We start from the raw sequence: 11,765 nt of genomic DNA on the forward strand, positions 1-11,765 counted from the left end.
CAACCAAGTGCAGTAAGAGTTATCCTCAAAGAAATGAACAATGTGGGCAAATAGTTAGGAAAGATAAAGATGGCACATTTATTTGAACCACTCACTATTGGTACAGTCACTTTTCGCAATCGCATTGCTGTCTCGCCAATGTGTCAATATTCCAGTACAGATGGTTATGCTAATGATTGGCATTTGGTTCATCAGGCAAGTCGTGCAGTTGGTGGTGCGGGTATAGTTTTGACAGAAGCCGCAGCAGTGGAACCACGCGGACGACGCATAAGTCCACGAGATTTAGGGATTTGGTCTGACGGACATATTGAAGAGCTTGCTAAAATTGTGACAGTGATTCATAACTTGGGTGCGCTCGCGGGCATTCAACTCGCTCATGCAGGAAGAAAAGCGAGTACTGCAGCACTTTGGTTGGAGCGAAAAATTTTAGATGAATCAAACGGTGGTTGGCGTCCTGTGGTTTCTAGTAGTGCGATAAGCTGGGTACAGCTTGCGCTTCGCGATCGCTTTTAATGAAAATCACCCCGTTCCTGAAGCTTTAGATACTGTTGGCATTCAAGAAATTACCACAGCTTTTGTACAAGCCGCCAAACGTTCTATTGAAGCAGGATTCAAAGTGATTGAAATTCACGCTGCTCACAGCTACCTCTTGCACCAGTTCCTCTCACCTCTGACTAATCATCGCGACGATGACTATGGAGGTAGTTTTGAAAACCGGACTCGTCTTCTGAGAGACATTGTGCGATAAGCCGGGTACGGCTTGCGCTTCGCGAACGATACGAGCAGTTATACCGGAAGGTTACCCTTTGTGGGTACGAATATCAGCAACTGATTGGGTTGAGAATGGTTGGGAGATCGAGCAAAGTATTGCGCTTGCAGACAAACTTAAGTCACTAGGCGTAGACTTAATTGATTGCTCGAGTGGCGGTACTTTACCAAATGTAAAAATCCCCCTTAAACCTGGTTATCAAACTCAGTTTGCTTCCAGAATCCGCAATGAAGCAAATATCTTAACTGGGGCTGTAGGTTTGATTACAACAGCAGAACAAGCCGACCGTATTATCCGCACGGGTCAAGCCGATATTGTTTTAATAGGGAGAGAGTTTTTACGCAATCCGGCGTTGCATAAATGCGGGATCAATTAGGTTAACACAGGTATTTCCCTATACTTTAAATAATGAAGTAACAATCGAATTGAATGTTTAAGCATATCCACTGATTTTGAATAGCACAGTGTTTTTCGGTGCAATCTTGCCAGATAATGGCGTAAGCGAGTATTTTCGCCTTCAATCCTGGTCATATAGGTTTTGCTTACGATCTGGTCTCCTGGTGAGAGAAAACAAGGGTAAACTTTCCAACCATCTGTTACGTAAAAATAACAACCCCAACAAGAAACAATTTCCCACAAGAATTTAAATGTTTCGCTACTGCGATCGCCTACCACCCAAGCCAAAATTCCCCCACGAAAATGATTTACTGCAGTCCATAGCCAAACTTTGTTTTTTTGAGCCTATAAAGGTTTCCAGTTCGTCTAATTCTCCCACTTCTGGTATCTCTTGAACTTGGGGTGCGTCTGGAAGTTGCTCACCAATTTGTTTAACCCAGTTAATTACAGTCGTATGATGAACCGCTTTATCTCGCTCTATTGCTCTAAATCCCATGCCATTACAGTATAATCTCAAACATTCTTTTTTGATTTCATTTGAGTACCCTCTTAGTGGACTGTAAACATTTATAAATTGACGACCACAATTGACACAAATGTGGTTTTGTTTACCTCTTCGTTTACCGTTTTTCCGAATTTCAGTAGACTCACAGTATGGACATTGCACAGTAGAAAACCCCAAATCATCCCTCTATTATGCAACGCCGTTTTTGGCAACGTTTAGCTACGGCGAGCGACCGCCGCACGATGCTGCCGAAATTCACCTCAAAAGTGGCAGAATTGCTTTTACCACCGATTCCTATGTAGTTCAACCCCTGTTCTTTCCTGGCGGCGATATCGGAATGCTAGCAGTCAACGGCACTGTCAATGATTTAGCCATGAGCGGAGCGCGTCCGCTTTATGTGGCGAATGAAGGCAGATTTATCGCTTTTCTCCCACCAGAATTTGCTCAAAAAGCAATAGAAATTATGCGATCGCATCCTCTAGGAAAATTTGCTCAAATTATTGGCAATGTGACTGAAAAAACATCTGGTTTGGTGACGATGAAGAGTAAAATTGGCGCTCAACGCATCGTTGATATGTTAAGTGGAGAACAGCTACCACGGATATGCTAAACAGCTGCGATCGCGCTAACTACTTGCTCTGAGGATAGGATATCAGCCAAACCAATGAGAAGGAGCACTGTTTGGATCGACTGCTGCGGGAATTTGGTGACTGACCTGTTCTGCATTTTTTTGAATAATTTGCTCAATTCCTTCATGAATTAGAGCTTGTATACATAACCTTTTCTTTCCGGAATCAGGGAAAGAATTGAAACTAATAGATGGTTGCTTACTATTATCAACAACGACATAACAACTCGAAGTTCTTCTAAGAACATAAGCAAGGAGTTCTTGACGTAAGTCAGGAATTGCGAAGGCTTGTTGATGGGGATGACGAGGATAAGTTTCTCAAATTTTCTCAATTTCTGCAACAAGCGCTGGCAGTGTTAAATTAACAATAGAGGCAGTTTTATCTGCTCGTGTAGAGCGGCAGAACTTTGGAAGTCCAGAAAATCCAGCCTATCCTCAAATTTTTACTGTCACAGATTTACCTGAATTCTATACATGGGGAAGCGAAGAGCGATTGCTCAATATTGTAGAGAATTATATTGGTCTTCCTATTGCTTTCCAAGGCGTGCATTTACGTCGAGATTTTGCCAATGAGAAGCCTGTGATAACAGAATTATGGCATCTGGATGCTGAAGATCGTCGCATGGTTAAAATCATTATCTATTTAAAAGTATTTTCCCCCCTTTTTAAGGGGGGCTGGGGGGATCGATAAGTGCCTAAAATCACAGCCAACCACTTTTCAAACAACCTCTTAGACTCCAAATCGATGTTTAGACTGGGTTAATACCAGTGCCTATTAGCTTGTCTGGGTTCACAGATTTATATAATAAAAAACACAGAAATCCCCAAAAAATGTTTGGGCTACCAAAGGCATGACATTAGTCATAATATAAATCCTACTAAAGTTATGGTTGAATGTGTTACATTTTTCCCTACTGAAGGAGGGCTTCAATTTCTATCATTGATATTAAGTTGGATAAAAATTTTACCAACTGAACTTCATATAATTAACCAAAGGAGATTTGTTGATGAAACGTATTATTGCAGGTACATTGCTTGCTCTACCGTTCGCAATCGCTTCTATACCAACACAGGCATCTGCATTTGAGGTTGGTGCAAGACCTCGTTTTCACAGATCTCCAGCCCCAGTAGTCCTCAGTCGGCGAGTTGAAAGACGGCGGTGGGTTCCAGGGCATTGGGAGAGAAGGCACAACCGTCGGATATGGGTTCCTGGCTACTATGTGCGTTATTAAGAGAGAACTCCAGATTGAGTTGACTCTTTTTCGTTAACTGAATTTTTAGTTAACTTAAGTTAAACCCATTTCTTGCCCACTTAGGGGAGTATGAAGAGTGCAGATACCTGGTTAGAGATGAGCGTTACATCAACTCTAACCAACTCATTCGTTCACGTTAACGAGGGCAAACTATTGTAAATGAGCGTGCGAAATGACATATAAAAATTTCTACAAACTCTCCGTTTTCATTCAATGCTTGTAGTATGAGCACGTTCCGACCGCACGCTTTAAAACATCTGCCACATCCAATGCATTTGTCTTGGTTAATTTCTTGAACGAATTGGGGCGTCCAGACTTTATCCCTAAAAGTTAAACCAGTGAGTGTCGATATTCCGCAAACAGCGATTCATGTCCTCTACACCGTAGAAAGATTCTTCAATGTAGGGGGTACCATAGCGTTCTTCCATCTTTCTCGCCACATTGATTAAGGCTTTGGAGCAGATCGTGACATTGAGCGGTTCTTGCGTACAAAGCGCGTGCTAAATTCGTCAATAAATAAGCTTGAAACCCATGCTGGAAAATCTTAACAGCCATTATTAGCTGTCTCGTAGGCAAGATTGAGAAAATTTAGACTAGAAGCACCTGTAAGCCTTGATTTTAAAGCACATTTATCGACTGTAATTAAACATTTAGCACGACACCTACGAAAGAACCGAAATTGGGGCAACACTAGCAAAAAAGGGAGAAATCGGCTATGTCGTTAGTATTGGGACATTTTTGCAAAATTCCTATATATATGCAGTGCATTTCATCGATCGGGGCTTTATCGTCGGCTGTCGCAAAAAAGAACTAGAAACTGTTGAGGAAATCAAATGAAAGCCATGCTTCGTCAGAATGCTGCGGGACATCTAGTAGTCTATCTTGCTAAAAAAGATCTTGAGGAAGAAGTAGTAAAACAAACAGAAGGATGTGAGGGTAAAATTTTAACCTTAGCAAACGGTTGGAAGCTCGCGATCCCAGATTTACCAGAACCTTTACGATTACCGCAAACGATAGAGGCTAAAAGGTTATCTTAGGATAGGCTTGCTGATGTTCTTTGCCTACAAGCCGGGGACTTTTCTCAATCTTATCGATCTTACGAATGGAGCTAGAATTTACTTGACAAATAAAAGCTCACCAGTAGAAGGGGTTATGATACTCTCTCTTTATTTCTAACTGAATTTAGCGAAGAAGTGCATTTATCAGAAAATTTGGAGGTTTAGAGATGAAACCACCGAACTGAGAGCAACAGCAGAAGCATGACTGCAAGTAGTAGCAATTCACCAACAAAACTTTGAAATTCACTTCGCTCGCGATCCAAATTTTGGATGTAGAGATACGATTCATCGTGTCTCTACAAACGTTTTTTCGCGCTTCTCCAACAAGTTTCTTTATCAATTTAACACACTGTTAAGCGCAATAGACAAAATGGAAAACGGCAGTCCTATTACGAGAGCCAAATTAAGAGAATCTTATCAAAAACTTCTTTCAAGTGACTTTAAAGGTGATACACTTTTTTACTTTTCAGGACATGGATTTCTATCTACATATAGGGGATATTTATGCACCTCTGATGTAACTTTAGATGATTGGGACGTGCCTTTGTGATGCTCGCTTTAAACTCAGAACTAAAGTTTTCTACCCTGTTCCCTGTTCCCTTTTTTTGTAATTTTTCGACTATTTTTACTGTTGCGAGTGTTTCGAGAATATCGATATACTTAATAGAGTATGACGATCGCACAGTGTGCGGAGGAAAATGTGTATGGCTACCTATCGCCCCATCGAACCCTATACCCCTACCTCTGAAGCAATTACCCTTGCAAGCCAAGCCTTAGAAGCTATCTCGGCGTTTATAGCCAATCCTCCCGATACCATCACCCTTGCAATCCTTGATTCTGATATGCAAGATACCCGCATCACCATCCCAAGCGGGATGTTTCAATTGATGGTCAATGTACTACAATCGGTAAGCCGTGGTGAGCCTGTAACTATCTTGCCTCACAGTGCCGAACTCACTACCCAAGAAGCGGCGGATATTTTAAGAGTCTCACGTCCCTATCTGATAAAACTATTGGATGAAGGCACGATTCCTTCACGAAAAGTAGGGATTTATCGCCGCGTACTGCTCCAAGAGCTGCTTCATTATCAAAAAACTGAAAAACAACGACAATCTGCCATCATGTCCGAGTTGACCAAAGAAGCACAAGATATGGGACTCTACGATCTACCATGACCTATCCTATGGCACTTTTAGATGCGTGTGTCCTCTATTCTGCACCGTTGCGAGATTTACTGATGTGGCTAGCCATAGAAGGTGTGTATGCACCAAAATGGTCAGAGATGATTCATCAGGAGTGGATTCAAAATCTCCTTGAGGCACGTCCCGATCTCTTGCTAGATCGCCTTGAGCGTACTAGCAAGCTAATGAACGCTCGTAATCCAGATGCACTGGTAAAAGACTTTGAACACCACATCCCCAGTATCACGCTTCCTGATGCGGATGATAGGCATATCGTAGCGGCTGCTATAACGGGCAACTGTGATGCGATCGTCACCTTTAACCTAAAGGACTTCCCCGATGCTGCCCTTGCTCCATACAGATTAACCGCAGTGCATCCTGATAGTTTCATCCTGCAATGTTTTATGGATTCTCCTACCTCAAGCCTCACGGCACTAAGACAGCAGCATCAAAGTTTACGCTCGCCTCCTTGCACGATGGCCGAGCTCCTGCAAAAGCTTATCCGTTGCGGCTTATCAAAGACCGTTGCATACCTACAAACGGAGTGCGGATTATGAGCAAAGCACTTATTTCTACCGCACTCAAAACCTCTTAAAGAACGTAAAACAAGGCTTTCAGCTATATATATACATGACAGGGATTTTGCCCAGATTTTTGACTTTATTTTCTTATCCCGGTTTTCTGTTCCATTGATGATGCTGTTTGTAGTTCCTGTCGCTTATCCACTTCAATCCGCACGAGTCGGTTGATGCGGAGAAGCTTTTTTGTGCGACTATTGTAAAGGCGATCGCCTTGTTTGAGAGTGTCAGAATATAGGCGAGTGTAAGTGAGTTGACCAAACTCATTATCAATTAGCTTAAACGCTAACGCCACCACGGGATCTGTTGGTTCAGGATAAACCTTGACCTCCTTTCATCTTAAAGACTGCCGATATTTGTGCGGACATTCTCGTGAGATTACGTTCAAATCTTTGTTTGTGGGGCGAATCGTCAGCTTATTCTGGTAGAGGACGGGATCTTTGGTGACATCCACATTAGTTCGGGAAACATCAGAAATATTTTTATTCAAAATAATACCTTCGCCAATTTACGAGGGTTCAACTTCTGTAGAAAGGGGATGAATAGGACCCAAGGAGGTAAGCTTGGCAAAAATTTGGGCGAATATTATAGGCTCTGGTTTTACGGGCAGCATTTTTAACATTTCCCAGACATATTGAAAACCACGATAGAAAGCCTTGAGGTCAACAATTCCAGAACCAGGATGACAGGAGCGAAATTGAGCTAACAGACAGTAGGATAAGTTGACCATAAACAATGCTCATGTTAGCAGCATTAGTCACAGCAATTTGGGTTAAGTTCATAAAATCCTCCAATCCCCAAAACTGTTTGGCATCCCGGAAGTTAAATTCTATTTTCTAGCGGAGACTATAGTAGTCTATGATTTTGTTATAATCCAAATTTAGCTCGCTAGAAAATAGAATGACATGACTCCGGGCATGAGTTTTGAGATTAGTTTTCACTAAAATAACTACATTGAGAGACTGGGCAAATTCTTTATGAAGTCAAGTGGCTTGATAAATATCGGATTGAATATCTTCATCAACACGACTTTGACGCAAATATTCCTGTGGAATGTTACGGACATTAATTTTATCACCGTATTTACGACGAGAGCGCTCGTTGGGGTTAGTTTTTTGATAGGGGATATACAATGCTGAATCGTGGCGTAACTTGGAAATTAGGTGCAAGTTAACAGAGCGAGTCATTTGCAGGGCATTCTTCTTACCAAAATGACCATCTAACACTAAGTAGGTTAGAGGCATAAAGCCTGCTATTAACTTCAATAATGCCTGAATCATTTTCTGAATTCGCCGGAATTCCGGTGTAAATATCACCTGAGTTTTGTTTCTATTTTTACTACCTTTTGGTCGTCCACGTCCTCGGTTTTCTTGAGGTTTTACTTCTGGGTTTGATGCGAGAGCAATTTTTTCTATATTGCTCTTTATCACTTGTTCTAAGAGAATGGGAAATGAAGGTCTTTTCTGAACACTGACTAATGACAATGTAAAGAAAGATAGCCCTGATACAGGTTGATTTACTAAGCTGGAAAAAAATTTATCCAACCCAGAAGTTTCTTGACCCGCTTTTGTCACAATTACTTCATCTCCTGCTCACAAATAAATATCATTTTGACTCCACAAATGTTGCCGAAAAAAAGCCCAAAACAGCATTGACCACGGTAGCACTGTCGCCAAAAATCTGCAGAGACTTCGGTAACTCCCGCCTTGAACCGTCCAACGAGAAATACCTAACATCGTTAAGAGTCCTGTCATCGCAAGCATTGCTTGCACGATCTGGTTCAATTGACGCACTGTTTTTGACTTGACATGAGGTTGTAGGCATTGTAAAAGTGCTAGAATTTCTAACATGGGCTAAAATTGCTTTCTGAGTTGTCGTTGTGGTAAACAACAACTCTACTACTATTGCCCTCTTCTTTTTTCAGGTTTTCTCACTTCACCTAGAACACCGATTCAGTCACAAGCGCTCGTCAGGTAAGTGCGATCGCTTAGCCGCAAGCCGTACCCAACTTATCGCCCCAACAGGTGGTTGATAGCAAATTGTCTCGACCCCCTTCACCCAGCTATGTGATTTTCATTCTCTTCAACTTACCTTTGCTTTTGGATTCGTTCATACAACTATTACTTACCAACTTTTTTGACTGGGCTGACTGACTTACCTTACGATCGCCTGTTACTGAATCGATGTTCTAGTACTAGACTTCTTAGATTCTTTAACTTCACTTCTCTACCACCACCTCTCTTCACAATTGGCAAAGGTATTGTTATCTAAGTTAACTTATACTAATTTCAATCCACCTTGATAGCCAGTAACAATGCGGCTACCATCTTTGAGGATATGAACTTCTATCTGATTGCTGGCCCAAGTAATCTGGTCTTGCAAAGTTGAGTTAAATACACGAACCTTTTGATTGCTTGAAGCTACTGGGGAATCAGGAGAATTAATTGCCAGAGATTGCACAAAAGGCCCGTCAATCAGGATATCTAGTTGTTCTAACAATACTTGCGAACCGGGCGGTGCAGATTCAGACTGTAGTTGTTCAAGAGTGAAGCCACTAAAAGACATGACATTTAACCCAGCAGCTTTAACTTGACGAGCTAAGTCTGCTAGTGCAGGTGCTTGCCAAAATGGTTCGCCCCCAGAGAAAGTTACACCCGTGTTACGGGGATTGCTGAGAATGTTTTCAACCAGGGTATCAACAGCAATTAATTGCTTAATTTCAAATGACCAAGAGTCAGGATTAAAGCAGCCAGGACATTCACGCGCACAACCTTGTACCCAAATAACAGCACGACAACCAGGGCCATTAACTTCTGAGCAATCAACATAACCCATAATGTTGAGATAGCCAGAGGGAATTTCTCTAAGTGCTAGTGATGGGTTAGTTAGCTTAGTTGTCATTTCTTTAGCTCCTTAGTGTTAACTGTAGCGAAGTCCTCGGAGGGCAACGCACTGGAATTTTAATGACAGTGTAAATTTGTTTAGCAAGTGCGGATAGGACATTAGCGCTGACACACCTGAGATTCTGACAAACATAACTGCTGGATTCTGTGATGTTATTACCCCTAGCATCTAACTGACGAACCAAGACACGGGGACGAGAAGGAGTGTTGAGTTGAATTTCATCAGGTTTAAGATGGCTGCCACCAATGCTGTTGGAATAAGCAATACCCCAAACCAACCCACATACAGCCGATTCTCAATGCTGGTAATCCAATTGCAGAATCGATTCCAAAAATTGCCGCGATCGCGGCGTTCCAAGATTGTTGTCATGGTTTAATCCGTATGAATTGAGTAAGAATGCATGGAAGATGTCGGCAAGTTTTGCTTGCTCTCTTTTTTATAACTTGATAGTTATATAGTTTTTAATAAATATAATTGATGTGTATCCTAAGCACCTGTTAGCCCACTCTCTCACCCTCCCTTCTGCCCGTGGTTGATAACTTGCTTTTTAGTCCACTAGCTCTTTTCATGTTACTCAAAATGCCATCCCGCTTATTGCCCTCACGAGCTCACAAGCTCATAAAGACTAACTACTGCAACAATAACGAATAATTGAGTTAAACTACTATATAGTTATTAAACTTTTACGATTTCCCGCCGCCCAATGCCTAAATCCGCTAAACCACCAGTTCCAATCGCTGTCCTCGCTGCCGTTGCAGATTATTTCAAAATTCTCTCGGAGACGAGTCGATTGCAGATTCTGCAATGCCTCCGGTCAGGACCGATGAATGTAATGGAGCTATGTGAAGAGACAGGATTGGGACAGGCGAATCTTTCTAAACATCTTAAGGTGATGACGCAAGCAGGAATTCTTTCCCGTCAGGCAAAGGGAACTAGTGCTTATTATGAAATTGCCGACCCCCTGGTATTCGAGTTTTGTGAATTAGCTTGTGGTCAAATTGGCGATCGCCTACGGCAACAGGCAGAAACTTTTCTGCAAGCCGCTGCCCTTCAATCAAATGGTAGTGCTTCAAAGAAAAGTACTAAACTACAGAAAACTAGAACAAAAGAGCAAGCATCCCGTTCTCAACGCTAGAAACTGGGTGAGTTTTGGGAAGATGCGCTCGCTTTTCCTCACAAGTTCCTCAAATTCTTCTTCTATAAGTGAATTACAGAATAATATTTACCTTGAATGGGCAATGGCTAAGTTAACTTCTTTTCAAACAAAACCTCTATTAACAACAATCGATATAACCGTTGAAGAACTATTGAGACGGTACATAGCAGGAGAGCGATCGTTTGAAAGAGTGAACTTATGCGAGGTTGATTTGCATAACGCTCACCTACACGGTTTGAACCTCAACCAGGCAGATTTGCGGCAAGCACGCTTGGGCAAAACGGACTTCAGTCAAGCCAGTTTCCGAAGGGCAGACTTGAGCGAGGCAATCCTGTGGGGAACAGATTTGAGTGAAGCAGATTTGTACCAAGCCATTTTGCGAGAAGCAGATTTAAGCGGTGCTAAGTTGAGCCATACCAATCTAGAGCGATCGAACTTGAGTAAAGCCATTTTGGGTGGTGCAAACTTAGTTCATGCCAGATTAGCAGATGCCAATTTGTTTGAAGCAGACTTGCGTCCTACGTCGGATCGAATTACGGATCTGGGTCACGCGATTTTAAGCAATGCAGACCTGTGCTACGCTAATTTAAGTGGAGCCGTTTTATATCGAACAAATCTGAATGGTGCAAAACTCTGCCGTGCCCATTTGAATCAATCGCTACAACAGGGAATGAAACCAACCGATCTGAGTGAAGCCAGCTTACAAGGAGCCGATTTGAGTTATGCCGATCTCACAGGAGCAATTTTACGCAAAGCAAATTTGAGAGATGCCGATTTAACAGGTGCTGTGTTGACAAATGTTGATTTGACTGGAGTTACTATGCCAGATGGTTCGGTTTATACAATCTGAAAACGCACAAAAATTTTTACTTATATACATAAGCCAGCATATTATACGAAAAGATTCTGTCTATCCACCCAATTCGGTATGTTAAGTACTGACACAAAAAATACTTAAAGAACTCATATGAGAGCGATAGCTATAAGGTTTTTAACGCTGAAAAACAGATTCCCAACTTGTTTTAGAAGTCGGGGATCTGAGTAAATACCACAAGGGTAAGCTATGCAAGACAAGCTGCTAAGTCAGCATCTGGTTTGGTAATTGGCTGTAAATTATACTTCTGTGACAGCAGCTTAAATACATTGGGTGAGATAAATGCTGGTAGAGTTGCTCCAAGGCGAATATCTTTTATTCCCAAATAGAGTAAGGTGAGTAAAATCGCAACGGCTTTTTGCTCGTACCAAGATAGAATCATCGATGGCGTTGCATAAATGCGGGATGAATCAGTTAAATACAGGTATTTCTCTATACTTCAAGTAATGTAGTAACAATCGAA

The 11,765-nt window shown here is 41.9% G+C and carries 10 protein-coding genes and 10 pseudogenes; 12 read left to right on the top strand and 8 right to left on the bottom strand.

The features are described from left to right. Positions 1–69 precede the first annotated feature (69 nt). A pseudogene (locus ACKTT2_RS38795) lies at positions 70–1,118 on the top strand (NADH:flavin oxidoreductase/NADH oxidase); the annotation flags it as partial. A gap of 23 nt (positions 1,119–1,141) precedes the next feature. Here ACKTT2_RS38795 and ACKTT2_RS38800 read toward each other — a convergent pair. Beyond that, a protein-coding gene (locus ACKTT2_RS38800; RefSeq protein ID WP_407896494.1) for an IS1 family transposase occupies positions 1,142–1,832 on the bottom strand; the annotation gives its coding sequence in 2 pieces (ribosomal slippage) (positions 1,142–1,498 and positions 1,500–1,832; 690 coding nt in all). A gap of 91 nt (positions 1,833–1,923) precedes the next feature. On the opposite strand from ACKTT2_RS38800, the pseudogene ACKTT2_RS38805 reads away from it, so the two are divergent. The 4 genes and pseudogenes from ACKTT2_RS38805 to ACKTT2_RS38820 form a co-directional block, all read left to right on the top strand. Continuing rightward, positions 1,924–2,071, top strand: a pseudogene (locus ACKTT2_RS38805) (AIR synthase related protein); the annotation flags it as partial. A gap of 17 nt (positions 2,072–2,088) precedes the next feature. Further along, positions 2,089–2,280, top strand: a pseudogene (locus tag ACKTT2_RS38810) (hydrogenase expression/formation protein HypE); the annotation flags it as partial. 448 nt (positions 2,281–2,728) lie between these two features. Next, positions 2,729–2,944 (top strand): annotated as a pseudogene (locus tag ACKTT2_RS38815) (phytanoyl-CoA dioxygenase); the annotation flags it as partial. A 361-nt stretch (positions 2,945–3,305) separates the two neighbouring features. After that, positions 3,306–3,530: a hypothetical protein gene (locus ACKTT2_RS38820; RefSeq protein ID WP_407896496.1), complete on the top strand. Its 225-nt coding sequence runs from the start codon at positions 3,306–3,308 to the stop codon at positions 3,528–3,530. Between the two features lie 208 nt (positions 3,531–3,738). Here ACKTT2_RS38820 and ACKTT2_RS38825 read toward each other — a convergent pair. Continuing rightward, positions 3,739–3,903, bottom strand: a pseudogene (locus ACKTT2_RS38825) (4Fe-4S binding protein); the annotation flags it as partial. Beyond that, positions 3,899–4,027, bottom strand: a pseudogene (locus ACKTT2_RS38830) (nitrogenase component 1); the annotation flags it as partial. The pseudogenes ACKTT2_RS38830 and ACKTT2_RS38825, both read right to left, overlap by 5 nt. Before the next feature lie 184 nt (positions 4,028–4,211). Between ACKTT2_RS38830 and ACKTT2_RS38835 the strand changes: the two are divergent. The 4 genes and pseudogenes from ACKTT2_RS38835 to ACKTT2_RS38850 all read left to right on the top strand — a co-directional run. Continuing rightward, positions 4,212–4,388, top strand: a pseudogene (locus ACKTT2_RS38835) (nitrogen fixation protein NifZ); the annotation flags it as partial. Further along, on the top strand, positions 4,385–4,588 hold the full coding sequence (gene nifT / locus ACKTT2_RS38840) for a putative nitrogen fixation protein NifT (RefSeq protein ID WP_407896498.1): 204 nt from the start codon (positions 4,385–4,387) through the stop codon (positions 4,586–4,588). The pseudogene ACKTT2_RS38835 and the gene nifT, both read left to right, overlap by 4 nt. A gap of 725 nt (positions 4,589–5,313) precedes the next feature. Continuing rightward, on the top strand, positions 5,314–5,784 hold the full coding sequence (locus tag ACKTT2_RS38845) for a helix-turn-helix domain-containing protein (RefSeq protein WP_407896500.1): 471 nt from the start codon (positions 5,314–5,316) through the stop codon (positions 5,782–5,784). Further along, positions 5,781–6,347: a PIN domain-containing protein gene (locus ACKTT2_RS38850; protein ID WP_407896502.1), complete on the top strand. Its 567-nt coding sequence runs from the start codon at positions 5,781–5,783 to the stop codon at positions 6,345–6,347. The genes ACKTT2_RS38845 and ACKTT2_RS38850 overlap by 4 nt, the downstream gene beginning before the upstream one ends. A gap of 103 nt (positions 6,348–6,450) precedes the next feature. Here ACKTT2_RS38850 and ACKTT2_RS38855 read toward each other — a convergent pair whose 3' ends face one another. Both ACKTT2_RS38855 and ACKTT2_RS38860 read right to left on the bottom strand, forming a co-directional pair. Beyond that, positions 6,451–6,663: a hypothetical protein gene (locus ACKTT2_RS38855; protein WP_407896504.1), complete on the bottom strand. Its 213-nt coding sequence runs from the start codon at positions 6,661–6,663 to the stop codon at positions 6,451–6,453. A gap of 213 nt (positions 6,664–6,876) precedes the next feature. Next, positions 6,877–8,218, bottom strand: a pseudogene (locus ACKTT2_RS38860) (transposase). A 29-nt stretch (positions 8,219–8,247) separates the two neighbouring features. Here ACKTT2_RS38860 and ACKTT2_RS38865 point away from each other — a divergent pair. Then, complete coding sequence (locus tag ACKTT2_RS38865; protein ID WP_407883979.1) at positions 8,248–8,400, top strand: hypothetical protein; 153 nt, start codon at positions 8,248–8,250, stop codon at positions 8,398–8,400. Between the two features lie 245 nt (positions 8,401–8,645). Here ACKTT2_RS38865 and ACKTT2_RS38870 read toward each other — a convergent pair whose 3' ends face one another. Together ACKTT2_RS38870 and ACKTT2_RS38875 are read right to left on the bottom strand one after the other, a co-directional pair. Beyond that, positions 8,646–9,269 (bottom strand): 4Fe-4S single cluster domain-containing protein, encoded by a 624-nt coding sequence (locus ACKTT2_RS38870; RefSeq protein ID WP_407896506.1) that lies wholly within the window; start codon positions 9,267–9,269, stop codon positions 8,646–8,648. Between the two features lie 216 nt (positions 9,270–9,485). Continuing rightward, positions 9,486–9,641 (bottom strand): annotated as a pseudogene (locus ACKTT2_RS38875) (Photosystem Q(B) protein 1); the annotation flags it as partial. Between the two features lie 334 nt (positions 9,642–9,975). Between ACKTT2_RS38875 and ACKTT2_RS38880 the strand changes: the two are divergent. Further along, positions 9,976–10,302, top strand: a pseudogene (locus ACKTT2_RS38880) (ArsR/SmtB family transcription factor); the annotation flags it as partial. Between the two features lie 208 nt (positions 10,303–10,510). After that, complete coding sequence (hetL, locus tag ACKTT2_RS38885; protein WP_407896508.1) at positions 10,511–11,278, top strand: heterocyst differentiation pentapeptide repeat protein HetL; 768 nt, start codon at positions 10,511–10,513, stop codon at positions 11,276–11,278. A gap of 211 nt (positions 11,279–11,489) precedes the next feature. Here hetL and ACKTT2_RS38890 read toward each other — a convergent pair whose 3' ends face one another. After that, the gene (locus ACKTT2_RS38890) at positions 11,490–11,684 is read right to left on the bottom strand and encodes a hypothetical protein (RefSeq protein WP_407896510.1); all 195 of its coding nucleotides are present in this window, start codon (positions 11,682–11,684) and stop codon (positions 11,490–11,492) included. Between the last annotated feature and the right edge of the window lie 81 nt (positions 11,685–11,765).

Origin of the sequence: Scytonema hankhaensis NUACC26 (genome assembly GCF_045865695.1) — a bacterium.
In the GTDB taxonomy this organism is placed as follows: Bacteria; Cyanobacteriota; Cyanobacteriia; order Cyanobacteriales; family Nostocaceae; genus Scytonema.

Bases quoted from the DNA above. Each gene is read 5' to 3' on its own strand.
- ACKTT2_RS38820 (WP_407896496.1), top strand. From the start codon at position 3,306: ATGAAACGTATTATTGCAGGTACATTGCTTGCTCTACCGTTCGCAATC.
- nifT (WP_407896498.1), top strand. From the start codon at position 4,385: ATGAAAGCCATGCTTCGTCAGAATGCTGCGGGACATCTAGTAGTCTAT.
- ACKTT2_RS38845 (WP_407896500.1), top strand. From the start codon at position 5,314: ATGGCTACCTATCGCCCCATCGAACCCTATACCCCTACCTCTGAAGCA.
- ACKTT2_RS38850 (WP_407896502.1), top strand. From the start codon at position 5,781: ATGACCTATCCTATGGCACTTTTAGATGCGTGTGTCCTCTATTCTGCA.
- ACKTT2_RS38870 (WP_407896506.1), bottom strand. From the start codon at position 9,269: ATGACAACTAAGCTAACTAACCCATCACTAGCACTTAGAGAAATTCCC.
- hetL (WP_407896508.1), top strand. From the start codon at position 10,511: ATGGCTAAGTTAACTTCTTTTCAAACAAAACCTCTATTAACAACAATC.
- ACKTT2_RS38890 (WP_407896510.1), bottom strand. From the start codon at position 11,684: ATGATTCTATCTTGGTACGAGCAAAAAGCCGTTGCGATTTTACTCACC.